At 56.0% G+C, this 25738-nt stretch carries 21 protein-coding genes; 9 read left to right on the top strand and 12 right to left on the bottom strand.

Annotated elements, in window-relative coordinates; genetic code table 11:
* Positions 1–277: 277 nt before the first annotated feature.
* The 7 genes from fhuB to KWG64_RS14895 all read right to left on the bottom strand — a co-directional run bounded on the left by fhuB (position 278) and on the right by KWG64_RS14895 (position 12037).
* Complete coding sequence (gene fhuB / locus KWG64_RS14925; RefSeq protein ID WP_218522320.1) at positions 278–2200, bottom strand: Fe(3+)-hydroxamate ABC transporter permease FhuB; 1923 nt, start codon at positions 2198–2200, stop codon at positions 278–280.
* Positions 2193–3113 carry an ABC transporter substrate-binding protein gene (locus KWG64_RS14920; RefSeq protein WP_218522319.1) on the bottom strand — a complete coding sequence of 307 codons (921 nt, stop codon included), beginning with the start codon at positions 3111–3113 and terminating at the stop codon, positions 2193–2195. The genes fhuB and KWG64_RS14920 overlap by 8 nt, the downstream gene beginning before the upstream one ends.
* Complete coding sequence (locus tag KWG64_RS14915; protein WP_218522318.1) at positions 3113–5464, bottom strand: TonB-dependent siderophore receptor; 2352 nt, start codon at positions 5462–5464, stop codon at positions 3113–3115. The genes KWG64_RS14920 and KWG64_RS14915 overlap by 1 nt, the downstream gene beginning before the upstream one ends.
* Positions 5465–5593: 129 nt before the next feature.
* A complete protein-coding gene (locus KWG64_RS14910) occupies positions 5594–6625 on the bottom strand; it encodes a FecR domain-containing protein (protein ID WP_218522317.1) in 1032 nt (343 codons plus the stop codon).
* Positions 6618–7157: a sigma-70 family RNA polymerase sigma factor gene (locus KWG64_RS14905; protein ID WP_218522316.1), complete on the bottom strand. Its 540-nt coding sequence runs from the start codon at positions 7155–7157 to the stop codon at positions 6618–6620. Before KWG64_RS14905 ends, KWG64_RS14910 begins: the two co-directional genes overlap by 8 nt.
* 453 nt (positions 7158–7610) lie before the next feature.
* The gene (gene nifJ, locus KWG64_RS14900) at positions 7611–11141 is read right to left on the bottom strand and encodes a pyruvate:ferredoxin (flavodoxin) oxidoreductase (RefSeq protein ID WP_218522315.1); all 3531 of its coding nucleotides are present in this window, start codon (positions 11139–11141) and stop codon (positions 7611–7613) included.
* Positions 11142–11380: 239 nt separating this feature from the next.
* Positions 11381–12037, bottom strand: coding sequence for an MgtC/SapB family protein (locus tag KWG64_RS14895; RefSeq protein ID WP_195815298.1), 657 nt, complete (start codon positions 12035–12037; stop codon positions 11381–11383).
* A 249-nt stretch (positions 12038–12286) separates the two neighbouring features.
* On the opposite strand from KWG64_RS14895, the gene KWG64_RS14890 reads away from it, so the two are divergent.
* A complete protein-coding gene (locus KWG64_RS14890; RefSeq protein ID WP_152327127.1) occupies positions 12287–12571 on the top strand; it encodes a DUF333 domain-containing protein in 285 nt (94 codons plus the stop codon).
* Between the two features lie 32 nt (positions 12572–12603).
* Here KWG64_RS14890 and KWG64_RS14885 read toward each other — a convergent pair whose 3' ends face one another.
* Both KWG64_RS14885 and KWG64_RS14880 read right to left on the bottom strand, forming a co-directional pair.
* A complete protein-coding gene (locus KWG64_RS14885; protein ID WP_152327128.1) occupies positions 12604–13020 on the bottom strand; it encodes an META domain-containing protein in 417 nt (138 codons plus the stop codon).
* A 203-nt stretch (positions 13021–13223) separates the two neighbouring features.
* Positions 13224–13949 carry a pirin family protein gene (locus KWG64_RS14880; RefSeq protein ID WP_218522314.1) on the bottom strand — a complete coding sequence of 242 codons (726 nt, stop codon included), beginning with the start codon at positions 13947–13949 and terminating at the stop codon, positions 13224–13226.
* 157 nt (positions 13950–14106) lie between these two features.
* Here KWG64_RS14880 and KWG64_RS14875 point away from each other — a divergent pair, with 157 nt between their 5' ends.
* The 4 genes from KWG64_RS14875 (at position 14107) to KWG64_RS14860 (ending at position 18668) form a co-directional block, all read left to right on the top strand.
* Positions 14107–14997, top strand: a complete 891-nt coding sequence (locus tag KWG64_RS14875; protein WP_218522313.1) for a LysR family transcriptional regulator — start codon at positions 14107–14109, stop codon at positions 14995–14997.
* A gap of 131 nt (positions 14998–15128) precedes the next feature.
* Positions 15129–15911: a phytanoyl-CoA dioxygenase family protein gene (locus KWG64_RS14870; protein ID WP_218522312.1), complete on the top strand. Its 783-nt coding sequence runs from the start codon at positions 15129–15131 to the stop codon at positions 15909–15911.
* 756 nt (positions 15912–16667) lie between these two features.
* A complete protein-coding gene (locus KWG64_RS14865; protein ID WP_218522311.1) occupies positions 16668–17510 on the top strand; it encodes an AraC family transcriptional regulator in 843 nt (280 codons plus the stop codon).
* Positions 17511–17609: 99 nt separating this feature from the next.
* On the top strand, positions 17610–18668 hold the full coding sequence (locus KWG64_RS14860) for an NAD(P)-dependent alcohol dehydrogenase (protein ID WP_195823204.1): 1059 nt from the start codon (positions 17610–17612) through the stop codon (positions 18666–18668).
* A 52-nt stretch (positions 18669–18720) separates the two neighbouring features.
* Here KWG64_RS14860 and KWG64_RS14855 read toward each other — a convergent pair whose 3' ends face one another.
* Together KWG64_RS14855 and KWG64_RS14850 are read right to left on the bottom strand one after the other, a co-directional pair.
* Positions 18721–19644: a DMT family transporter gene (locus tag KWG64_RS14855; RefSeq protein ID WP_218522310.1), complete on the bottom strand. Its 924-nt coding sequence runs from the start codon at positions 19642–19644 to the stop codon at positions 18721–18723.
* Positions 19641–20228 carry a TetR/AcrR family transcriptional regulator gene (locus tag KWG64_RS14850; protein WP_218522309.1) on the bottom strand — a complete coding sequence of 196 codons (588 nt, stop codon included), beginning with the start codon at positions 20226–20228 and terminating at the stop codon, positions 19641–19643. The genes KWG64_RS14855 and KWG64_RS14850 overlap by 4 nt, the downstream gene beginning before the upstream one ends.
* A gap of 220 nt (positions 20229–20448) precedes the next feature.
* Here KWG64_RS14850 and KWG64_RS14845 point away from each other — a divergent pair, with 220 nt between their 5' ends.
* Positions 20449–20880, top strand: coding sequence for a CopD family protein (locus KWG64_RS14845; protein ID WP_218522308.1), 432 nt, complete (start codon positions 20449–20451; stop codon positions 20878–20880).
* Between the two features lie 196 nt (positions 20881–21076).
* A complete protein-coding gene (locus KWG64_RS14840; RefSeq protein WP_218522307.1) occupies positions 21077–23131 on the top strand; it encodes an FUSC family protein in 2055 nt (684 codons plus the stop codon).
* 66 nt (positions 23132–23197) lie between these two features.
* Here the strand turns inward: KWG64_RS14840 and yahO are convergent, their stop codons facing one another.
* A complete protein-coding gene (yahO, locus tag KWG64_RS14835; protein WP_195815310.1) occupies positions 23198–23476 on the bottom strand; it encodes a DUF1471 family periplasmic protein YahO in 279 nt (92 codons plus the stop codon).
* Positions 23477–23845: 369 nt separating this feature from the next.
* Between yahO and gntK the strand changes: the two genes are divergently transcribed.
* On the top strand, positions 23846–24403 hold the full coding sequence (gene gntK, locus KWG64_RS14830) for a gluconokinase (protein ID WP_255562187.1): 558 nt from the start codon (positions 23846–23848) through the stop codon (positions 24401–24403).
* A complete protein-coding gene (gene gntU / locus KWG64_RS14825; RefSeq protein ID WP_195815311.1) occupies positions 24400–25737 on the top strand; it encodes a gluconate transporter in 1338 nt (445 codons plus the stop codon). The genes gntK and gntU overlap by 4 nt, the downstream gene beginning before the upstream one ends.
* The last annotated feature ends 1 nt before the right edge of the window (position 25738 follow it).

Raw genomic sequence — 25738 nt, 5'->3', positions numbered from 1 at the left:
GTGCGATTATATCTTTTTTAAAGTCACTGGCCGCTTTCAGAAAGCTTGCTGAATGAGTGTTTCGAGACCTTAGTCTCGAAGACCGAAATGAAGAAACCGCGCAGCGGCAAGTTTTCGCGGCAATGACTGTGGTTGCTGAAACATAGCCAGCCAGCGATAGCGCGCAGTGAAAGAGCCCGGGGGTCTTGGGGGCGGCGGCGATATGCCGCCCCCAAGTCGGTGTGGGCCGATGCCCACGACCTTGACGTTATTAAAACGAGCCCCGCTCCCCGCGATCCTACCGCCTCACCAGACCCCACAAAAACCACGGTCCCCCGAGCAATGCGCAGAGCATTCCGGCTGATACCGGCCACGGCCAGGCAATATTGCGGCCCAGCCAGTCGGCGATCACCATCAGCAATCCGCCATACAGCGCGGCGAGCAGGCATTGCGCACGAAAACGGTTCGCGCCGCTGTAGCGGGCAAGCTGCGGCGCAATCAGGCCGACAAAACTCAGCGGGCCAATCAGCAGCGTGCCGCCTGCGGTCAGCGCGGCGGCGAGCAGCAAAATCAGCATATTGCTGCGCCGCACGCCGGCACCGAGCGCCCGCGTGGTCTGCTGCCCGAGGCTCAGCAATGTAATCCGGCGCTGCAATAACAACGCCAGCGGGATCAGCACAAGCGCCTGTCCCGCGCCCCACATCGCGCGTTCAGGCGTGATCCCGGCGGTCGAACCGGTGCTCCAGTTGAGCAGCATCATCGCGCGCGGGTCGCCGCTCATCAGCAACAACATGCTCAGCGCCATACTCAGGTTGGTCAGACACAGCCCGACCAACACCATCGATTGTGGCTGGAAACGCGAGCGCATGCCGAACATAAACAGTGTGAAAATTGCCAGCAAACTGCCCGCCAGCGCGGCGGGGAAAAGCTGCGACAGCGGCTGATTAAACAGGATCACCAGCAATACCACCATCAGCGATGCGCCGCTGCTGATACCGAGCAGTTCCGGGCTTGCCAGCGGATTGCCGCTCTGGCGCTGGATCAGCACACCGGCCACCGCCAGCATCGCGCCCGCGCTGAGCGCACCGAGCATCCGAGGCCAGCGCCATTGCAGAAGTGAACCGGCCGCCGCCGCGGTATCGGGCGTACGGTTGACGAGCAGCGAAAGCGCGATGCCGCCCGCGAGCATCAGCATCAGAACCGCAACCCTGTGGCGCGTCAGCGTGCGTAACACCGGCATGCTCAACGTTTGCGGGGCGATATACGGATTGCGCTGGCGGAACAGCAACATCAGCATCAGCGGAGCGCTGAGTAATCCGGCGAGCGCACCGGTCGGCAAATCCCCGCCTGCGGGTGAGAGAAATTGCGCCAGCTGATCGACGGCGGTCAGCAGCCCGGCACCGGCCAGCGGCACGAAGACCAGCTGATGCGTGAAGCGCCGGACGCCCGACAGACGCACCAGCGCCGGAGCGGCCAGCCCGATAAAACTGATGATGCCGACCTGACTGGTGATGAGCGCGCTGAGCGCCACGGCAACGGCGAGCGTGGCGATGCGGATTTTCACCACCGAAACGCCCAGCGCACCGGCGCTCTGATCTGACAGACCTATCAGCATCAGCGGTCTTGCCAGCAGCGCGCTTCCCGCCATCAGACACAGCACCGGCAACAGTAAAAACTGCGTGACTGGCCAGCCGTTCTGGTTCAGCGAACCGGCCTGCCAGCTGAATAAATCACTCAGATAATCATGGTTGAATAGCACCATCAGCGTGTTCACGGAATTGCCGTACAGGCTGATGACCATGCCGGTCAGAATGATTTTCAGCGGATCCAGCCCCTGACGGGCGATCAGCAGATAAAGCACCAGCGCGGTCAGCGCCGCACCGGCCAGCGCCAGATTCGTCAGGCCGAAAACCAGTAAACCGGGAAAAACGATAATGCCCGCCGACATCGCCAGATTGGCACCGGCGGCAATCCCTAAAGTGGCCGGTTCCGCCAGCGGATTGCGCAAAACCTGCTGGAAAAGCAAACCGGCGGTTGCCAGCGCCATGCCCGCCAGCGCGCCGGTCGCCAGCCGTGGCAGAAAACTGTAATGCAGTAACAGGCTTGCTGTGGAAGGAAGATTACCGGCATGAAGGCGACCGAGATTGCTGATTAACAGCAGGGCACACAGCAGCGCCAGCGGCAGGATAATCAGCCAGGGTAACAGAGAAAATTTACGCATGAGAGTCAGGATCCGTGAGCGCTGTCGTGATGTGCTGCGCCAGACCAATGGCTGTCGTCAGGCCGCCAAACGGAAAGAAATGCGTCAGTTCCCGTGCGCGTCCGCCCGCAACCAGCGGCAGTTGTTGCCATAATCCGTCCGGCTGGCGAAGGCGGGAAACCTGCGTCAGCGTCGTCGGTAATTCGGTGTAAAACAGCCAGTCAGCGGGCAATGACGCCAGCTTTTCAACGCTGACGTTTGCCGTGCCCATCGCGCCAACCGGCTGCGTCCAGGCGTTACTCAGGCCGAGGCGGGTGAGAATGACGTCCGGCAGGCTATTCCGGCCATACACCGTGGCGTATTTGCCGTCCTGACTGCGCACCGCCACCAGGATCCGCTGACCGGCCACGCGGCTGAGCCGTTGCTGGCCTTCACTGAGGGCACGGGTGGCGCGGTTTATCAGCTGCGCCGCCTGCGCGGATGCGGAGAATTTTTTGCCCAGACCGGCAGTAAAACTGACTAATGCCAGCCAGAGATCGCCCGCAGCGGGATAAACCGAAACGACCTGCACCGGCGCGATGCGTTGCAGGCTGTCGAGAAGGGCGGGCGCGATCATATCGCTGAGGATCAGCGTGGGTTTCAGGGCGGCGATAAGTTCGATATTCGGTTCCCAGTACGGGCCGATATCCTGCACCTTTTCCGGTAAAATGGGTTCGGCGATCCGCCGGTGGAAATACCCCACATCGGAAACGGCCAGCGGCGTAATACCCAGTGACAGCAGGGTTTCCGCCGCCAGCCAGTTAATCGCGATAATACGATCTGCGCCTGCCGTTAAGGGCTGGGATGAAGCGGCCAGCGCCGCCGGGGTATTCACCCACGGCAGCGCCAGCAACGCTTTCAGACAGTCACGACGACTGAGTAAAAAAGCGGACATCAGAAGCTATATTTCAGCGAGCCGATAAACGTCCGTTCCTGCCCCGGATAGCAGCTGGTGTCGTCGTCACAGGTGCCGACATAGTGGTGATCAAACAGGTTCTGAATGTTGAATCCGACCGTCACATGCTGGTTCACCTGATATTTCGCACCCGCATCCACCAGCGCGAAGTTCTTCACCGGAATGGTGTTGGCGTTATCGCCATACATGCTGCCGACATAGCGCACGCCGGTGCTGAGCAGCAGGCCGTCGAGCACGCCCTGATGGAAACCGTAGTTCAGCCAGGTCGAGGCCATATGTTTCGGCACGTTAGCCTGTTGTTTGCCGCGATCGCCGTTGTTGCTCTTGGTGATTTCCGTTTCGGTGTAGGTGTACGACGCCAGCGCATCCAGATTCTCCGTCAGCTTCACCGTGGTTTCGGCTTCAATACCGCGCGAACGTACTTCGCCGGACGCCACCTGATAACCGGTAATGACGTTATTCACGATCTCATTGGTGAGCACATTGCTTTTGGTGATATCGAACGCCGCCAGCGTCATCAGCAGCGTGGGATCCGGCTGATATTTCACGCCGACTTCATACTGGTGCGCCTGGCTCGGATCAAACGTACGGTTCTTGCTGTCGGTGCCGCTGTTTGGCACAAAAGATTCGGCGTAGCTGATATACGGCGCAAGTCCGTTTTCGGCCAGATAGGTCAGACCGGCGCGCCCGGTCCAGGCGCCTTTGTCCACCCAGCTGGTGGTGTCAGTCAGGTTATTTTCGGTACGCATACTCACGTCATCATGACGGCCGCCCAACGTCAGCAGCCATTTTGGCGTCAGGGAAATCTGATCCTGCATGTAAACGCCGAGCTGTGCGGTGGTCTGATCGTTGTCATTGAGCGCGTAGGTCGGATCCGCAATATCCAGCCCGTACACCGGATTGTAGATATCCAGCGCCGGAGCGGCTGCGCCAAAACGTTTGGCGTTGCCGTCGAGGCGGCTGTAATCCAGCCCGGTCAGCAGGCGGTGCGTCACCGGACCGGTGGCGAAATCGGCCTGCAACTGGTTATCCATATTGAACGCGCGCATGTGTTCATCAAAACGGATGGCGTTACGTGACACGGTGCCGGTGGTGAAATTGACGTTGCCCGGCAGCAGGTTGTTAAGAATGGTGTCAGTCTGGCCATAACGCACGTTCTGGCGCACCTGGAAAATGTCGTTGAACTGATGGCTCAGCTCATAACCCACGGTGAACTGTTCCTGACGAAAATGGTTGTAATTGTAATCGCCGAGCAGGGTGTCGGTGACATTGCCGCCCGGTTTGGTGAGCACGGAAACGGTACCGCCGGACGTATCACGCAGGTAATCTGCACGCAGGGTCAGGCTGGTCTGATCGTCTGGCAGCCAGGTAAACGACGGCGCGAGATACAGGCGGTTGTCTTCCACGTCCGGCCCGTTTTTGTACTGAAATTGCGTGTCGCTGTCGCGGGCGAGGCCAATGACGCGGTACAGATAGTGGCTGTCATCGTCAATTTTGTCGCTCATATCAAACTGCGCCTGACGGCGGTTGAAATTGCCCAGTTCAACCTGAACGTCATGCACGCCCTGCGCGGACGGCAGTTTGCTGACGCGGTTCACAATCCCGCCCGCATCGCCCAGCCCGAAAAGGGTGGATGACGGCCCGCGCACGATATCAATGCGTTCCAGCGCGTAAGGCTCGGTGCGGAAATAGCTGTAGCTGTTGTTGAGCTGACGCAGGCCATCGCGGTAATCGTTGGTGGTCAGGGCATTGAAGCCTCGGATATAAATCCAGTCATAACCTTTAGGATCGACACCGTAGGTTTCGGTTTTCACGCCCGGCACATAACGCAGCGCTTCCGTCACGCTTTGCACGTTCTGGCGATCCATACGTTCGCGCGTCACCACAGAAACTGACTGCGGCACTTCAAGCAGCGGCGTGTCAGTTTTGGTGGCGGAATTGCTTTCCTGAGGAACAGTGGTCCACGCGCCGTATTGCCCGTTTACCGTCATGGTATCGGAACCGGCAGCAGGCTGCGGGGCGACGACAACCGTGTCATTTTCAATACTGAAACTCAGGCCGGAGCCTTGCAGCACGCGGCCAAGTGCGGTTTCCAGCGTCATCGTTCCCTTCACGGACGGTGCCGTTTTTTGCGCCACAGAGTCGGGGGCGGCAATCAGCTGCACGCCAGCCTGCTGTGCCAGCGTATTCAGCGAAGCGATCAGCGGCTGAGCCGGAAGTGAAACGGTGAGCGTGGCCGCCGCAACGGCGAGCGGAGAACAAACCGCCAGCGCGATGGCGGTCAGGCCGGTTTTGAAACGGGCACCCTGGTAAATCGTCGAAATGGTCATGCAGTTATCCCCAGAAAAAACCAAATAAGAATCATTATCCTTTCTGAAGACGAGACCGACGCCAAAACCCTGACGTCGTCTCCTGAAATTTTTTAAACTTTTTTTAGCGGGGGTAAATTTTTGTGACGATCAGCGCCGCGATATCTGCGTTTCGCCGGTCTGCGTGCTGATTTTTACCGGCAACACTTTAGGCAATGCGCGGACGAAGCTGTCCGGGCGGTGAACGTTAAAACTGCCGCTGATGCGCAGCGCGGCGACGTCCTGCGAGGCCGCGTGGTAAGGCATTTCGCCGTAACGCGAGAATTCGGCCAGCGCCAGACTGAGCGGGGTGTTATTAAAATTAATCCGCGACTGCCGCCAGTCGGCAATGGTGTCCGGCGCGACAGACGCCTGACGCGTCAGTGCGCCGCTGGCATCGCTGGTCGCCCGTTGCGTGGCGCGAAGCACCATCAGATGGCGGTTTTGCGGATCCTGCCGCAGCGTAGCCATCACGCGCCAGTGCATATTTTGCAGCCACGAACGCGGCCCGACACGCACCGCGCCGCTGCTTACAGCAACGTCCGTGCCATCGCCGCTCATCGATTTCGGAATGTACCGTACGCTGAAATGAGTCCCCAAAACCGTCACGCGGGAAGGGCCGCTGAAAACGATAAACGGCTTATCTTCCAGATGCTGCACCTGAAAATAGGCCTGACCTTTGATCAGCGTGACTTCGCGGCGTTGCTCAAAATACGCGACCTGCAACTGCGTTTCGGCATCAAGGCTGACGAGCGTGCCATCGGGCAACGTGAGTTGTTCTAATTCTCCGCGACCGGTATGAAACGCGGTGGTCATGACCGGCGGCGCAAACCACTGCCATGCGGGCCACATCAGCATCACGCAAAGCAGCGCGGCAACCGGGGCTGCAAACCAGAAAGGACGACGCGCCTGCGGCTTTTCCACCGGCAGCGAAGCCCGCAACCGGGCAATATTTTCCTGCGGCAAATCGCCGACGCGCTGCCACACGGCCTGCATCGCCTGAAATTCCCCGGCATTTTCGCCCTGCGAGAGCCACTCATCAAACTCGCGCTGTTCGCGTGCCGACAAACCGGCCTGTTGCCGGCTCAGCCACCGCGCGGCCTGTTCGCTGGCGGACATCTGCGCATCGGAGATGTTATTCATCGCGGGCATCCTTTTCTGCGTGACCGGCGGCTTTCGGGGTGTGATGTTCCTGCTGCCAGGCGTCATTGCTGTTCCGGCAGGCAATCATGGCGCGGATAATATGCTTCTCGACCATATTGATGGATATTCCCATGTGGCTCGCGACATCCTTTTGCGACAATCCGTCAAAACGATGCAGGATAAAAGCTTCCCGGCATCGTGGCGGCAGGGCTTCGATGGTGCGGGTCATCAGCGCATTATACTGATTTTCTTCAATGAGTTCGTAAGGTTGCAGATAAGACGGTGCGGCAAAATGCGCGCCATCGGTTTCTTCAGACGCCTCATCCAGCGGAAGTTCGGGGCGGCGATAATGATCGACCAGCAGATTTCGCGCGATGCGATACAGCAAACTCCGGTGCGACCGGACCGGCTGCGTGACAGACAAAGCCCGGATAAACGTCTCCTGCGCCATGTCTTCTGCATGCTCGCGGTCACGAAGCTTACGGTTAATAAACCGATATAATTCAGTGTAATATTTCTCGAAAGCCGGCACTGGATTCTCAGATAATGAAAGACAGGGAACTTATGCGATGCCTATTTTAGACATAAATCCCACAATCATTCATTCACAAATGATAATCATTCTCGAAATAAATTAACCTCATCCCTCCATTTGCCTTAAGTAAAAAATGAGGCGTTCTGTTAAAGATCCTCTTTTGACGTTTATCTTTTTTGAAATATTACCCTGGCGCGCTCAGAAATTTTGCTGACCGGAAGTTCGAGACCTGTGGCTCGAATCTTTGGGGAAGGAACCGCGCAGCGGCAAGATTTCGCGCCACACACCGGAGCGACAGAACATGTCCGTCGTTCCGGCGACAGCGCGCAGTGAGAAAAACGCAGGATTGTTAAGGAGCGCGTTTACGCTCCTTAACCCGGTGTGGGCCGGCGCCCACGACCTTGACCTTGACCTTGACCTTTGGCCAGCTTGGGCGGCGAGCCTTAAATCTTACGACTCAGACTCGCTTTTCTTCCCCGCCAGCAGCGCCAGAAAGTCATATTTCTGCTGCAATTCCTTCTCCGCCGCCGCATACAACTGCGTCGCCACTTCCGGTTGTTGCGCATTCAGCCTTCTGAAACGCTGCTCATTATTGAGCGTATCGGTCAGCCCGCTGGAAGGCGGCCTTGAATCGAGCGCAAGCGCCGGTTTGCCTTCTTCCACGCGACGCGGATCAAACCGGTACAGCGGCCAGAAACCGGTGGTGGTCAGCTGTTTCATCTGATCATGGCTGAGCGCCAGATCGTAGCCGTGTTCTTCGCACGGGCTGTACGCGATGATAAGCGACGGCCCCGGATAGGCTTCGGCTTCCTGAATCGCTTTCACCGTCTGGTTGAGCTGCGCGCCGAGGGAGATTTGCGCCACATACACATGACCGTACATCATCATGCTCACACCCAGATCTTTACGAGATTTGCGCTTGCCCTGTTCGGCGAATTTCGTGACCGCACCCAGCGGCGTGGCTTTCGACTGCTGCCCGCCGGTGTTGGAATAACACTGGGTATCGAGCACCAGCACGTTGACGTTTTCCGTCAGGCTCAGGACGTGATCCAGCCCGCCGAAACCGATGTCATACGCCCAGCCGTCGCCGCCGATCAGCCAGATGGATTTATCCACCAGATAATCCGCGTCGGTCGCCAGCTGGCGCGCGTCCGGTGTATCAATGTCGGCCAGAATCTTGCGCAGCGCGGTGACGTGCCCGCGTTTAATTTCCGGGGTAGACGTTTCATCGCGCAGGCCGCCCAGCACATCGGCCGGAATATGCGGTTCCAGCGATTCCACCAGACGCAGCACGCGGCGGCGATGCTGATCGACCGTCAGACGAAAGCCCAGCCCGAACTCGGCGTTGTCTTCAAACAGAGAGTTCGCCCACGCCGGACCGCGGCCATCGGCGTTGGTGGTGTACGGCGTTGACGGCAGATTCCCGCCGTAAATGGATGAACAACCGGTAGCGTTGGCAATCAGCAAACGGTCGCCATACAGCTGCGTCAGCAGTTTGATGTAAGGCGTTTCGCCACAGCCGGAACAGGCACCGGAGTACTCAAACAGCGGGGTAATCAGCTGCGAGGTGCGGATATCAATGCGTTCCAGCGTGGTTTTATCGATTTCCGGCAGCTTAAGGAAGAAGTCATAGTTGGCGCGTTCTTCTTCCAGATGTTCGATGCGGTCGGCCATGTTAATGGCTTTGATGGACGGATCCTGACGGTCTTTCGCCGGGCAGACTTCAACGCACAAATTACACCCGGTGCAGTCTTCGGGGGCGACCTGCAACACGTATTTCTGGCCGCGCATGTCACGGGATTTAACGTCCAGCGATTGCAGTGCGGCAGGAGCGTTTTCCATGGCGTCCGGCTGAACCACTTTGGCGCGAATGGCCGAGTGCGGGCAGGCGGCGACGCAGTGGTTACATTGCGTACACAGATCCGGCTTCCAGATCGGCACTTCTTCAGCAATGTTACGTTTTTCCCACTGCGTGGTGCCGGTCGGCCAGGTGCCATCCGGCGGGAAGGCGGAAACCGGCAGGGCGTCGCCAAGCCCGGCCAGCATGGTGGCGGTGACAGTTTTGACGAAATCCGGCGCGGCGTCCGAAACAATAGGCGGACGTTTACGCGGATTTTCCGGAATGGCCTGCAACGGCACGGCAACCAGTTCTTCCAGCGTGGCGGCCAGCGCCATCCAGTTGCGCGTGACCACGTCCTCGCCTTTGCTGCTGTAACTGCGGGCAATCGCGGCCTGCAATTCTTTCAGCGCTTCGTCGCCCGGCAGGATTTGTGTCAGGTGGAAGAACGCCATCTGCATGACGGTGTTAATGCGCGCGCCGAGTTTGCACTCGCGGGCAATTTTCGCCGCGTTAATCACGTAGAAACGGGCTTCGCGCTGAATCAGCGTCGCCTGCACTTCCAGCGGCAAACGCGCCCACACTTCATCAGCGCTGAACGGCGTGTTAAGCAGGAAAATCCCGCCATGACGCAGACGTTCTGCCATCTGATACAGATCGATAAACTGCCACTGGTGGCAGGCAACGAAATTCGCCTGACTGACCAGATACGCGGATTTGATCGGCCTTTCACTGACGCGCAGATGCGAAACCGTCAGGCCACCGGCCTTTTTGGAGTCGTAGACGAAATAACCCTGCGCATACATCGGCGTGCTGTTACCGATGATCTTAATGTTGTTCTTGGTCGCTGATACAGAACCGTCACTGCCCAGCCCGTAGAACAGGGCTTCGAGTGAGGCGCGCTCAGGCAACTCTTCTTCAACCACCGGCAGGGAAAGCCCGGTGACGTCGTCATAAATGCCGACGGTAAAGCGCGGGCGCGGTTTGCTGAGCGCCAGTTCGCGGAACACCGACAGTACGCAGTCCGGCCCGAATTCTTTTGACGATAATCCGTAACGGCCGCCGATCACTTTCGGCAGCGAATCGCGCTCGCCGCTGTTATAGGCTTCAGCCAGCGCGGTCATGATATCGAGATACAGCGGTTCGGCCAGCGCGCCCGGCTCTTTAGTGCGGTCCAGCACGGCAATGCTTTTCACGGATTGCGGCAGCACGGCCAGCAAATGTTCAGCGCTGAACGGACGGTATAAACGCACTTTCAGCACGCCGACCTTTTCGCCGCGCGCATTCAGGGTTTCGATGACTTCTTCGGCGGTGCCGATCCCGGAGCCCATCAGCACGATCACGCGTTCTGCCTGCGCATCGCCGACGTATTCGAACGGCTTATATTCGCGGCCGGTGAGGGCGGCGAACGCATTCATGGCGTCGATAACGTGCTGGCAGGTGGCGTTGTAATACGGATTGGTGGCTTCGCGGGACTGGAAATAAGTGTCCGGGTTGGCGGACGTGCCGCGGATCACCGGATGATCCGGTGACAAAGCGCGGGCGCGGTGTGCGTCAATCTGCGCCTGCGGCAGCATTTGCTGGAGCGTGTCGTCGCTCAGCGGTGCGATTTTATTGATTTCATGCGAGGTCCGGAAACCGTCGAAGAAATGGATAAACGGCACGCGGCTGTTAAGGCTGGCGACCTGGGCAATCAGCGCGAAATCCTGCGCTTCCTGCACGCTGGCGGCAGAGAGCAGGGCGCAACCGGTCTGGCGCACGGCCATGACGTCGGAATGATCGCCGAAAATAGACAACGCGTGCGTCGCGACGGTACGCGCCGCAACGTGCAGGACAAACGGCGTCAGCTGACCGGCCAGTTTGTAAAGCACCGGGATCATCAGCAACAGACCCTGCGACGAGGTGAAAGAGGTCGACAGCGCGCCGGTCTGTAATGCGCCGTGGACGGTGGAAATCGCACCGGCCTCAGACTGCATTTCCATTACCGTCGGGACATCGCCCCACAAATTTTTCTTCCCTTCGCCAGACCAGGCACCGGCAATTTCGGCCATGGTAGAACTGGGAGTGATCGGGTAGATGGCAATGACTTCGTTGGTGCGATAAGCCACGGAAGCGACTGCGTTATTACCGTCAGTGGTGATCATGGAATACCCTTTGCTTTGCTCACAAAAAGGCCGGGAAACAGTAATTTTTACCGGCAATAATCATAAAAGCTTAGCAGAGGGGGGATTAATCAATTTATCCTGATTGTGTGCAGGGCTTTTTCACCTGACATTTTAAGGGGTTATGTGCGGCGGGGCGGTTTCAGGAATAGTCGTAGCCGCTGGCAGGAATAACCTGTGCTTCAGCGGCGAAATAGGTGAATTCGCGCACTAAGTGGCGATTAATTAATATCGATGCGTTTTATTCCTTTCACTGACATCAGCGCTTCATAAAGTTTGTCGACACTTTGTTTGGGCCGCAGGATAACGTCCAGAATCAGTTCACATTTGCTTTCATCTTCATCGCGCTGATTGATTTTGATATGCCCGGGGCGAATACGCATTTTCTGTAATGCTAATAAAACCGAAGGCACACTTTCCGGCAATAAACGTATTTCGATTAAATGGTGATGACCGACCCAGTGATTGCTGATCTGGCGAAAAACTTCCAGCACAATTAAGGTCATAAAAGCGCCATATATCCCGATCTCATACAGGCCGCTACCAATCACCAGACCGATGGCGGCAGTGACCCATAATCCGGCAGCGGTGGTTAATCCCTTAACAATTTGCTTCTGGATAATGATGGTCCCGGCGCCGAGAAAGCCCATCCCGCTGACCACCTGCGCTGCCACGCGGCTGGGGTCAAAACTGACGTGCGTTTGCATCAGAATATCGGCGAAGCCGTATTTCGACACAATCATAAACATGGCGCTGCCAATCCCCACCAGAATATGGGTACGTAATCCGGCTTCTTTGGCGCGTAATTGACGCTCGATGCCGATCAATCCGCCCAAAGCACCGGCCAGGGCGATCCGCAGTAAGAAATCTGTCAGCATGTATTGCTCCTTTATCGTTATATTTCCCGTTCTAATTCAGGAGGAAAAGCGGTTAATCACGCTCTATTTTATGAGTTAAAGAAATAACCAGACGAAATAAAATGTGTCGGAGTGTTTAATTTTTGAATTATTTTAGGAAAAAGTTGATGTTATTTCGCCAACGGACTCGACGCAGGCGAAAAACCTCGGATATGATGGCGATTCGAAAAAATTCCCCGCATTACCCAAAATCATTCAGGAGCAGGACAGATGATCACTGCGTTTCGCGTGTTACTGGCCGCCGGTGTGCTGGTGTTAGCCGCATGCAGCAGCCACGACGATTCGGCTGACGTTCCCCAAAAAGGCAACAGCGTGAATGTCGGTCAGCGTACCGTCAACATGGACAGCCCGGCCTATGCAGCCTGTTCAATGGCGGGCGGGCAACTCAGATTAGCGCCACAGCTCGATGGCAGCCGCGTCGGCATGTGTTCGATGGCGAATGGCCGTCAGTGCTCTGAAGCCGCGTTGATGCAAGGGCGTTGTACTGCGGGTTAAAAAAGCCAGACGGGTGTCTGGCTTTTTCATGATTACATCCGGTCTTTCAGGCGGTAAACCAGCGTATGTTTACCCTGTTTCAGGACCATCTTGTTCTCATTGAGGGAAACGGCCGCGCCGTTATTGAGCACGTCGCTGATCACGTGATCCCATTTGTTCAGGTTCTCGTCCGGGCACAGCATCATGGTTGAGGCCAGGCCTTTCACCGTCAGCACGTTATTTTCCAGATTGCCCTGACCCATAAAGCGGTTACACATCTGGCCGGAAACATGCAGGTTTGAGCCGAACTCAATTTCCGGAATACGGCCCTGTGCGGCCGGAACCGTCTGACCATCCACACTCAGCAACTCGAAACGATGATGCTGCAAATCAGTTTGCTTCACGCCGGTCTGGCTGCTACATGCGCTGATAGTGATGGCGGCTGCCAGAACAAACAGTGACTTCTTCATGTTCTCTCCTGAGAAATATTCCATATGTGTCATACATATCGTTATATTCATCTTAATATATTACGTATCGCATCGCAATTATAGCGCAGGTGAATGCGTCGTCAGAACACTACCCGACGCCCAAAAAAAAAGCCTGCAACCTTCCTTTTCAGGATGATCACAGGCTTGGGCTTTTGCGTACTTTACTCAGGCATTACGCCGTATCAGCGTGACGGATGATTCACTTCAACCGGACGCAAATCAAACAGCAGGACTTCCGCCTGGTCGCCGTCGGTAAAGGTGACGCTATCTTCATTGCGGATACGCGCGCCGTCGCCGGTTCTGAATTCGACACCGTTCACCTTGATGCTGCCGCGGGCGACGTGGAGGTAAGCATAGCGATCCGCATCGAGGGCAAACGTCGCCTGTTCCGCACCGTCGAAGAAACCGGCATAGATTTTCATGTCCTGACGCACGGTCAGCGAACCGTCTGTGCCAGATGGTGAAACAATCAGGCGGAATTTTCCGCGTTTTTCCGCTTCTGCGACGGACACCTGCTGGTATCCCGGTTCGGTGCCATTTTCTGACGGCACAATCCAGATTTGCAGGAAATGCACGTTTTCTTCACCGGAGTGGTTGAATTCACTGTGTGTCACGCCGCTGCCTGCGCTCATCAGCTGAACATCGCCGGGGACAATCACGGAACCGGTGCCCATTGAATCTTTATGTTCCAGCGCGCCTTCGAGCACATAGGAGATGATTTCCATATTGCTGTGCGGATGCGCCCCGAAGCCGCGACCCGGTGCGACCTGGTCATCGTTAATCACCAGCAGGTCTGAGAAACCGACCTGTTTTGGATCCCAGTAATTCGCGAAAGAAAATGTGTGACGGGAATGCAACCAGCCGTGGTCACCTAAGCCGCGTTGTTCAGAGAGACGTTGTTCGATCATGGTGTACTCCTCAGTGTTGTCAGGGGGGAAGTGCGTTTGCGCTTCCGATGAACAGAGAATACACGTAAACTAATTTGCTCAACAATGAGGTGGATTGACTATCACTGTCACACTTTGGTTGACAATAACCGGGCGTATTCCTCAGGGCGAAACTGACATGCAGATTGAAGATCTCCGTATTTTTGTGGCGGTAGTGAAAGCCGGGAATTTCACCGCAGCGGCCGAACAGCTGCTGCTTTCCAAACAGTACGTCAGCCGCCGGATGGCCGCGCTGGAAGCGTCGCTGAGCGTCAGGCTGCTCAACCGCAATACTCGCAAACTGTCGGTGACCGAATCCGGCCAGCTTTTTGCACAACACGCGCAGCGCATTCTCGACGATATCGAAGAAGCCGAAAGGGCCGTTTCGCCTAAACGGCAGGCGTTGCAGGGCTCTTATCGCATCAGTATTCCGATGTCATTTGGCATCAGCCATCTCTCGCCGCTGATTGCGGAGTTTTTGCAGCAAAATCCGGCGATTCAGTTTCAGGTGGAACTGGTGGACAGGTATGTCGATCTGGTGGGCGAAGGCTTTGATATCGCCATCCGTATTGGCAATCTGGCGGATTCCTCGCTGGTGGCGCGCCGTCTGGGGCAGCTTAAACGCGTTATCTGTTGCAGCCCCGGTTATCTCGAACGGCGCGGCACGCCGGAAACGCCGGACGATTTACTCCGGCACGATTGCCTGCGATATGGCCGCGAAGGCCAAAACGGCTGGGAGCTGGAGCGCCACGGCAAACTGCGGATTTTCGACGTGCGCGGGCCGGTGCTGAGCAACAACGGCGAAGTGCTGCGCGACGCCGCCATTTCCGGGCTGGGCATTGTATTGCTGCCTGAATTTATCGTCGGTCCGGCGCTGGAAAACGGCTCGCTGGTACCCATCCTTGACGCCTTCCAGCCCGGCTCGCTCAGCCTGCATGCGCTCTATCCGCAGCACCGCCAGCGCAGCGAAGTCACCCGCGTGTTTCTCGATTTCTTACAGGAAAGGCTGAAAGCGCAGCGGGTGTCGTAATCTTTGCCACCCGCATCACATTCCCCTTCGGATAACACAAATATCCAGCTCTTTGTAGGATTTGCATCGTTTTTTCCTATAAAAATTGCCGTACTTTTGTGTTGCACAAACGTTAACTAAAGAGGTGGGAAATGATAAATTCATCTGAGCAATACCTGGATGAGCAGTACCTGGACGCCCTCGGCGCAACGCAGTCGCTTACCGCAGAACAGGCCGCTGAGCTGGAAACCCGGGGTTACGTTATTATTCATAACGTGATCGACAAAGACTGGCTGGAAGATATGCGCGTGACCTTCGATGCGCTGGTGGAAAAAGAGGGTGACAATCTGGCCGTTGAGCATCATCAGGAAGCCACCGCGACGCGTATTGCGAACATGATTAACAAAGGCACGGTCTGGGAAAAAGTGTGGTCGCATCCGCTGATCCTGTCCGTTTGCCGCCACATTTTCCGCGGCGCGTTTAAGGTCTCGAGCCTCAATGGCCGCGAAGCGCTGCACCGTGGCGGACATCAGCCGCTGCATGCGGACTGGAAAAAGCCGCGTCCGGATTTCCCCAAAGTACATCTGGTGAACTCCATCTGGGCGATTGACGATCTCAGCGCGGCAAATGGCGCACCGCGGATTATACCGGGCACGCATCACCGGCCAGAGCTGCCGGAAGATGTTCTGGCAGATGTCGGATTACCGCATCCCGACGAAGTGGTTTTTGAAGCGCCGGCCGGAAGCGTGATGATTTACGACGCGCACGCCTGGCACGGCGGCACCAACAATACCGTCGGCACACGCCGCCGCGTGCTGCACAGTTTGTACATCGACCGTGAAGATGCGCAGCAGCAGGACCAGCGCAAATGGCTTAAACCGGAAACCGCCAGCCGACTAACCCCGGCGCAAAAATGGCTGCTGGATGTGGTGTGAATGCCACTGCGGTTAAACTGGCTTTTAAAACAAAACATTGGACGTCGGCCCACACCGGTCAAGACCTTGGGCTCGCCGCCCAAACTGGCCCAAAGGGCGCGTTAACGCGCGCGCCCTCTGGACTCCCGCGCTTTTCAACTGCGCGCTACCGCTCGCTGGCACTATTTCAGGTACTACAGCTATTGCCGCGAAAACTTGCCGCTGCGCGGTGCCTTCATTTCGGTGTTCGAGCCCACGGTCTCGAAACTCTCACTCAGCAAGCTTTCTGAAAGCGGCCAGAAGCTTTAAAAAAGATAAAACCGTACTGCGTTTTTGAGATCAAAATCAGCGAGGTTGTGAACTAAAAAGCCATTGGCCGCTTTCAAAAATCACGCTGGAAGGAGAGGTGGAAAACCGCGTGTTTTTTCGCGCGGTTTGTAATCCGACTGGAAGGCACCGCGCAGCGGCGGGATTTTGCGGCACTAGCAAATGTTGCTGAAACAGTGCCAGCGAGCGACAGCGCGCAGTTAAAGAGCCCGGGATTCTCAAGGGGCGCGGCGACAGGCGCTCCTTGAGGCCAGTTTGGGTGGCAACCCAAGGTCTTGATTTTGACCCGAGGCCAGTTTGGGTGGCAACCCAAGGTCTTGATTTTGACCCGAGGCCAGTTTGGGTGGCAACCCAAGGTCTTGATTTTGACCTGAGGCCTGTTCGGGTGGCAACCCAAGGTCTTGACCTTGATGGCAAGATTCAATGCAATTGAAAAACTGAGAGAACACCATGCTGCCCGTTGTGATAGACACACTTTTCCGATCGTTTTGTGGCGGTGAAGCGCAGGCCGTGCGCTTTCCGGATAATACACAACCCATGCCCGAACTGGCGTTGCTGGTCAGTTTCCCGCGCATCGAATTTGTGGTCAGAGGCCAAGTTCATGACCGCAGTCTCCCGGCTGAAAAGGGCTTACTGAAAGAGGGCGAAGCGCTGTATATCCCCGGCGGAAAATGGAATCTCACTCAGTGGAGCGCGCCCGCCATGCTGCTGAGCATCTTGTTCAGCAAAGAAAAACTCGGCTTCAGCCTGCAATCCTGGGACGGCAACCGGTTTTCCGCAACGGACAAACAAAGCGTTGCCCGGCTGGGGCCGCGCGTCGGTTCGTTTTTATTGCAGGCGATGAATGAAATCGTTTCAAACCCGGATGACCAGCAAACTGCCCGCTGCGTGGTCGCCGGTTTACTGAGCCATTGTCAGGAACAGCTGGCGAACCGCACACAAATTCTGACCCGCAGCGGCGCGCTGTTTGAAGTGATGAAGAAATACATCGAGGAAAACGCCTCGCTGCCGCTGACCCGCGAAAACGTGGCGAAACGGTTCCATATCACGCCTAACTACCTGTCACATCTTTTCCGGAAATCCGGCGATACCGGTTTCAGCGAATACCTCAATCATGTCCGGCTGGAACGGGCAAAACTGCTGCTGAAAGGCTATGAACTGAAGATTAAAGAAGTGGCGAGCAGTTGCGGATTTACCGACAGCAATTATTTTTGCCGCGTGTTCCGTAAAAGCACCGCGCGATCGCCTTCGCAATACCGCAGCCAGTGGCTGAGCCAGCATCCCGAAAAGTAAACTGAACAGGATCAGGCAAGGATTCTGGAGAACTGTGGCTTGTGGCTTTGGGGGTAAATTCTATAGTGAAGGGGTCACTATCAACTCAGGAGTTTACCGATGAAAACTGTTGGATTTGCAGCGTACGATCCGAAAAAACCGCTGGCACCTTACGCATTTGAACGTCGCGGCCTGCGTGAAAATGATGTCGCAATGGAAATTTTGTATTGTGGCGTCTGCCATTCTGATTTGCATACTGCCCGGAATGACTGGGGCTGGAGCTATTATCCGATTGTTCCCGGTCATGAAATCGTCGGGCGCGTAACGCAGGTGGGCAATCAGGTTTCCCGCTACAAAGTGGGCGACCATGTCGCCGTCGGTTGTATGGTGGACAGTTGTCAGGAATGTGACCAGTGTAAAAAGGGCGAAGAACAGCTGTGCCGCGAAGGCAATACCGGCACGTACGCGGGTTACGACCGTTTCACCAAAGAGCCGACGCAGGGCGGATATTCCAAGCATTTAGTGGTGCGCGAGGAGTTTTGCCTGCGGATGCCGGAAGGGTTAGATCTCTCCAAAGCCGCGCCGCTGCTGTGCGCCGGTATCACCACCTGGTCGCCGCTGAAAACCTGGAATGTCGGGCCGGGCAGCCGCGTGGGCGTTATTGGTCTGGGTGGGCTGGGCCACATGGCCGTTAAACTGGCCGTCGGGCTGGGCGCGGATGTCACCGTGCTGAGCCGTTCCAACGCCAAAGAAGCCGATGCACTGGCGCTGGGCGCGAGTCGTTTGCTGGTCAGCGCAGACAGCGATGCCATGGCGCAGGCGCACGACCACTTCGATTTGATTATCGATACCGTGCCGGTCAAACACGACATCACGCCATACATGCCGCTGCTGGATGTGGACGCGACGCTGGTGCTGGTCGGGCAGGTCGGGCCGATGGAAGAGTTCAATACCGTGCCGCTGTTGCTGGGCCGTCGTCGTGTGGCGGGTTCGCCAATCGGCGGGATCCGCGAAACGCAGGAAATGCTCGATTTCTGCGCTGAGAAAAACATTCTGCCGGACTGCGAGATGATCCGTATGGATGAAATCAACGCGGCATTCGAACGTATGGAAAAAGCAGATGTTCGCTACCGTTTTGTCATTGATATGGCCTCGCTGGAAGCCCCTGCGGCGGTGTAAGAACGTGTGATTTTTGCTAAAAGAAATGGCCCTGCAAAGGGCCATTCTTCTTTCAGGCCGACGTCAGCACCGGCCTTCTTCTTAGCGGAACGGTGATGAAAATCAGGCAGGCGACGACCAGCCCGATGCCGGTCCAGCCCATTGCGGGCAGGCGTTCGCCGACAATCAGCACCGCCAGAACCGCTGCCACCGCAGGCTCGAGCAGTGTGATGGTAGTCGCCAGGCTGGCGGGAATGCGTGCCAGCGCATAACCAAAACACACATAACCGGTAAACATCGGGATCAGCGCCATGTAAGCGCCGACCGCGGCGTTATTCCACGACGCCAGCAAAGGCGCGCCGGTCACGAATAACACCGGCATCAGCAACAGGCCGCCGAGGCCAAACGTTGCGCCCATCGACACACGCGAAGGGACGCTGCGCTGCATCAGCTGGCGCGCCGCCCACGCGTAGAGGGCGTAAGTCAGCCCGGCAACCAGACCGAACGCCATACCCGCCAGCGCATGCGGTTGCTGCCCGGAAAGGGCGTGCGAGCTGCTTTCTGCCAGACATAACAACACCATTCCGGCCACACCAATGGCCGCGCCCGTCATCCAGCGGCGCGTCAGACGCTGGCCCTCGAGCCAGTATTCAATCAGTGCAGAAAGCAGCGGGGCAGAACCGATGGAAATCACCGTGCCCACCGTCACGCCCGCAAGGTGCATCGAGGCATAAAAAGCCAGCGGATAGATGCCGACGGAAAGGCCGCCGGTCAGTAAAATCCGCCAGTGTAAAGTGAGTGCGCGGCGGTGTCTGAGAATGCCCCGTGCGGCGATGACCGCCTGCAAAAGGCCGCCGATGCCCATTGCCACTGCGCCAATCGCCAGCGGGCTGACCTGCGGGGCGAACGTTGCCGCCGTGCCCGTGGAGCCCCATAACACCGAGGCAAAAACCACGGCCAGAATGCCGAGTAGCCGTTCTGCGGGCGAGCTTGTCACGGCGCCTCCATCATGGCTTCGGCCATCGCCATCGCCTGACGCACACAGGCACCGTTGCCTTCCAGCCCGGCGCGGGATATCGCTCCTTCAAGCAGGAATGAAAAATGCCGTGCCAGTAATTGCGCTTTTGCTTCATCGCCGGCAAACAGCTCAAGCAAATGGGCGGTCACGATGGATTCCACCTGTTCCTTGTGGCCGCGCACCGCCAGCCTGCCGGGCGCACCGGCCGGGAGTTCGGCGGCGGCATTCAGCAGCCCGCAGCCACGAAACCCACGTTCGTAGGAAAACTCCGCGTGGTCGTCATACGCGCGGAAAACCGCCAGCACTTTTTCTTTCGGGCCGGAAGCTTCCTGTTCGCGGCGGGCATACAGCGCCAGCCATTCGTCGTGGCGGACGGTGATGTACGTCGCGACCAGTTCTGCTTTGGATTCAAAATTGTTGTAGAGGCTTTTCTTCGCGACACCCGCTCTTTTCACGATGGCGTCAATGCCCGTGGCGGCGATGCCGTCGTTATAAAACAGGACATGTGCTGCGCCGAGCAGGCGGTCGCGGGCGCTTTCCGGTGGCGTTTCAGGTTGTGACATAACGTCGCTCATTTTGGTCTGTCATTGAGTAGGTAGCCCAGTCTACCTACTCGGTTTCCAAAAAGAAAGAAAACAGAAAGCCTGACGTTATGAAAACGCGCAGACATTACCCGTGCCTTTATCAGGGGAAAAGGACATAATCCGGTAAAAGCCGTGAAGAGACAGCAGGTTGAAGTTGTCCGGCGTACCGCATTGTCGTTAACTTTAGAAGGAATAAAACATGCTTCATGAGTGGCTGAATGCCCTGCACATTATCGCAGGGATATTGTGGATCGGCGGAATTCTGGCGATGGCGCTGGTTTCCATCACGTTTTCTAAAACCTCCGGAATGCAGGATAACGCGGGCAAAGCGGCGTTGCTCGACACCGTCCGCCAGTGGAACCGCTGCGTCACCAGCCCGGCGATGATTGTGCTGTGGATTGCCGGGATTGTGATGATTGTCAGCCACGGCCAGATCCCGCATGCGTGGCTGCTGATTAAGATCCTCGTGGTGTTCTTCCTTTCCGCGCTGCACGGGCTGCTTTCCGGCGATTTACGCAAACGCGCCACCGGGCAGCCCACAAAAAATTATGCGTTACTGCGCAATGCTGCGGGAATTATCGCTCTTTGCGTCATCATTATCGGGATTCTGGCGATCATCCGTCCTTTCTGAATCACCGACATTGTTACCCCCGATCCACGCCGCGGCGTGGATTTTTTTTGCCTGACGGAAGCGTAAATCGAGCGCGGGAGGCAATTTTGTAAGGTGACTAATAGTTTCGTATGTTTTGTTACACTCTTCAAAAGGGCGCAATCTTCCGCGCAGGCTAAAATACTGTTTTAAAATACGCTGAGCTGTTGATTTAAAAATGAAATGGTTAACAAAAAATGCGCTCTTGTTCTCCGTCAAAACCTGTATAGCGGCATTTTTAGCCTTATATATCGCGCTTGAACTCAATCTCGATAAACCTGCCTGGTCAATGGTTTCGGTTTATGTCATTTCCCAGCTCTATTCTGCCTCGACGCTTTCCAAAGCCACATACCGTTTTCTGGGCACGGTGCTCGGCGGAATTTTCATCTTTCTGGTGTATCCGTTTACGGTCACCGATCCGGTGCTTTTCAGCCTGAGTGTGTCGCTGTGGGTGGCTTTCTGCCTGTATCTTTCGCTGCATGACCGCACGCCGAAGGGGTACATTTTTATGCTGGCCGGATACAGCGCGGCGATCATGGGATTTGCCGACGTCGATACGCCGCTTTCCATCACTTATACCGTGATTTCGCGCGTCGAAGAGATCACGGTGGCGATTGTCTGTAGTTCGCTGATCCACATGCTGGTGTTCCCGGTGCGCATGCGTAATCTGCTGGAGAACAGCGTCAGTAACTGGTACGACAGTGCCAAAAAACTCTGTGCTGAGTTGCTGACCGTTACGCCAAAAGAGACGTCGCCTGAGCGCGAACACATTCTGGTGCAGATGGCGAACTATCCCATCAGCGTGGAAGCGCTGATTACGCACTGCGTGTTTGAAGGCGATTCCGCGCGCCGGTTAATTCGCCTGGTGACCGCGCAGTATCAGCATTTGTCGTATCTGATCCCGACCCTGACGGCGATTGAAAAACGTCTGAGCCTGCTGGGCGAGCAGGGCATTGCGTTCCCGGATTTTGTCTCCGCGACCTTCAGTCAGTTTTTGCTGTGGCTGAACAGCCCGGAGCAAAGCGGCAATGCGAAGGCGATTCAGGAAGACATCCGCGCGTCGCAGGAAAGAATTAAAGCGTGCTACGACCGGGGCGAAATGACGCCGGAAGAAGGGCTGCTGTTTATCGGTTTGCTGGAACGTTTGCAGAATTTCATTCACATTGCGGAATCGTACTTTGGCGTGACCGAACGCGTCAGCCAGTTCAGTAAAGAGAAAAAACGCAGCAAACTCAGGCTATTCAGAAAGCATAAAGATGAAGGGATGATCCTGTTGTCGGCCTTCAGCGCCTTTGCCGCCACCATGGTCGGCTGTCTGTTCTGGATCGGCACTGGCTGGCGCGACGGGGCTTCCGCGCCGATGATGGCGGCGGTCATCTGCTCGTTCTTCGCCTCACTCGACAGCCCGATTGCGTCGATCCACGTGTTTCTCAAAGGCGTGCTGATTGCGATTCTGATCAGCATTGTTTACGTCGCCGTGTTTATTCCGTTGGCAGTGACGTTTGAGTCCCTGATTATCTGCCTCGCGCCGGGCCTGCTGGCGCTGGGGCTGGTAATTGCCAATCCTTCCACCAACTTTATCGGCCTGATTATCGCCACGCAGATCCCCGGTTTTATCGGCATGAGCCATGATTTCAAACCTGACCTGCTGGTGATTGTTAACGCGGCGATATCCACGCTGGTGGGGATTGCGATTGCGTTACTGACCACGGCGCTTATCCGTAATAAACGGCCTTCGTGGACGGCAAAACGCGCATTGCGCAAAGGCATTAAAGAGTTATTGCAGTTTACCAGTGAGATCAAAATTAACGCGTCGTCACTGCGCGGGCGTCAGCAGTACGTCGCGAGTATGCTCGATAAAGTGAATATTATTTTGCCGCGTAATAAAGTTGATCCGGTGCCGAATGTCGCGCTGGGCGGAAATTTGATCACGGAAATCTGGCTGGGCGTGAATTGCTATGATTTTTATGCCCGCCATCAGGCTATTTTAAAAAGCCATACGCTGGAAACGGACGCGCTGATGTTTGAAATTAATCAGTACATTAAAAAGCGGCTGAAAAATATTTATATCTTGCCGCCGCAATCGCTGCTTGAGGAATTAAACCGCGTGTTGTTAAACCTCGAAGCGTTGTGCCGTTCGGACATGACGTTATTTAAACCGCTGTTCCATCTGTTCAATATCCGTATGGCGCTGTACCCGACGGAACGCTGGCCGGAAAGGCTTGCTGCCTGAAAACCCCTTTATTGCTGCATAAAAAAACCACGCCTTGGCGTGGTTTTTTACGATCACATTTTGGACTTATTTTTTCTTATACACGTCAGCGGTACCGTGGATTTTATTATTGGTATTGCCGGACGTTAATACAAAGACGTCGCCGCCTTTTTTATCGGCTTTCTTGGACAAATCTTCAATCGCGCCTGACTGAGAAGTTTTATTCGATGTGGTGACCGATCCGACTTTAGTGTATTCGGAAGCGACTTTTTCAAAATCGACTTTCTTCATGAGCTGAGCGGAAAAAGCGCTAAAGGACAAACCCGCAGTTAACGCCACAGCCAACAACGCGTGAGATATTTTCATTTTTTGCCTCAGAATATGAGTACCGGAAACCCGGTGGAAGAACTTCGGGATACGCCTGTTTTAATTACCCTGTTAAGTAATAACTCGATGCAAAAACAGCGGTTTATTACGTGATTTAAGTAATAGACAAGGAACGTGATTATTACAAGGCGGAATGAATATTCTTTGATGCGTCCCCCGCTGTGTTGCCTGCCTGTGTTATTCACCTGTTAATGGCCATACAAAAAATGTTTCATTGCTAATAGTTAACTTTGAACCTGATCACACTTATGGTTTTCACCCGCCGCCACCGATTGTCAGACGCCAAAATCCCTCTGATAATGTTACCGGTAACATTCTTAATAAAGATCCCGTGCCAGGAGCTAAATCGTGAGCCAGACCCAGAACAACAATCAGAATAACAACCGTATTTATATTTTCATGGGCGTGTCCGGCAGCGGGAAATCCGCCGTCGCCAATGCCGTGTCACACCAGTTGTCCGCCGGTTTTCTTGACGGCGATTTTCTGCACCCGCGCAGCAATATTTCCAAAATGGCCGCAGGCGAGGCGTTAAACGATGATGACCGTGCGCCGTGGCTGGCCGCACTCAATGACGCGGCGTTCGCGATGCAGCGGACCAATAACGTCTCGATCATCGTCTGTTCCGCGCTGAAAAAACGCTACCGCGACCGTCTGCGGGCAGGGAACGGCAATCTGTCGTTTATTTATCTGCAAGGCGATTTTCCGGTGATCGAGGAACGCATGGCGGCGCGAAAAGGCCACTTCTTTAAATCACAAATGCTGATTTCTCAGTTCGCCGCGCTGGAGCAACCCGGGGTTGAAGAGAGCGATGTCATCACCATCAATATCAATCAGCCGCTTGACGGTGTGATCGCAGAAACCCTGCAACATATTCAAAGTTTCCAGCAACAGGAGCACTGCGCGTGAATACAGTTACTTTAGTCGGGACAGCGGTCGGGTCAGTTTTACTGCTCCTGTTCCTGGTCATGAAAGTCCGCATGCACGCCTTTGTGGCGCTGATGCTGGTCTCCATCGCCGCCGGGATTTTTTCCGGTATGCCCATTGATACGATTGCCGACACCATGCAAAAAGGCATGGGCAGCACGCTCGGTTTTCTGGCGATCGTGGTGGCGCTGGGCGCGATGTTTGGCAAGATCCTGCATGAAGTCGGTGCGCTCGATCAAATTGCGGCCCATTTACTGAATCGTTTCGGCAAAAACAAAGCCAATTATGCGCTCGGGATTGCCGGGCTGGTATGCGCATTACCGCTGTTTTTCGACGTCGCGATTGTCCTGCTGATCGGCATTGTGTTTGCCGTTGCGCGCCGTACCGACGGTAACATTGTCAGGCTGGCGATCCCGCTGTTTGCCGGTGTTGCCGCGGCCGCCTGTTTCCTGCTTCCGGGGCCGGTGCCGATGCTTCTCGCGTCACAACTTAATGCGGATTTTGGCTGGATGATTGCCATCGGTCTGGTCGCCGCCATTGTTGGCATGCTGATCGCCGGGCCGCTGTACGGCAATTTCATCAGCCGCTATGTGAACTGGCCGATGCCGGTGGAAGAAAATGCGCCGACGCTGAACAAAGACAATCTGCCGTCTTTCGGTTTCAGTCTGGCACTGATCTTATGTCCGCTGGTTCTGGTGGGGATGAAAACCATCGGCGCGCGCTTCGTCACACAGGGTTCTCATTTGCAGCAATGGCTGGAATTTATCGGCCATCCGTTCACCGCCATTCTGATTGCCTGCCTGATCGTGATTTACGGTCTGGCTAAACCGCGCGGCATGACCAACGAACAAACGCTCGCCATCTGTTCTGCTGCCGTACAACCGGCCGGGATCATCCTGCTGATGACCGGTGCGGGCGGCGTGTTCAAACAAATCCTGGTGGATTCCGGCGTCGGCCCGGCCATCGGTGACGCCATGATTGGCACCGGTTTGCCTATCGCCGTGGCCTGTTTTGCGCTGGCCGCCGTGGTGCGCGTGATTCAGGGCTCGGCGACCGTCGCCTGCCTGACCACCGTCGGCCTGGTTCTGCCGGTGACACATCAGCTCGGGCTGAACGGCGGGCAACTCGCGGCGCTGGCAATCTGTATCACCGGCGGTTCCATCGTGCTGAGTCACGTGAACGACGCCGGTTTCTGGCTGTTCGGTAAATTTACCGGTGCCAGTGAACTGCAAACGCTGAAAACCTGGACCGTGATGGAAACCCTGCTGGGCACCACCGGCGGGATCATCGGCATGATTGCTTTCACGATGCTTTAAG

Origin of the sequence: Rahnella sp. PD12R (genome assembly GCF_019200965.1) — a bacterium.
Taxonomy (GTDB): Bacteria; Pseudomonadota; Gammaproteobacteria; order Enterobacterales; family Enterobacteriaceae; genus Rahnella; species Rahnella laticis.
This window is presented reverse-complemented; position numbering and strand designations above follow the sequence as displayed.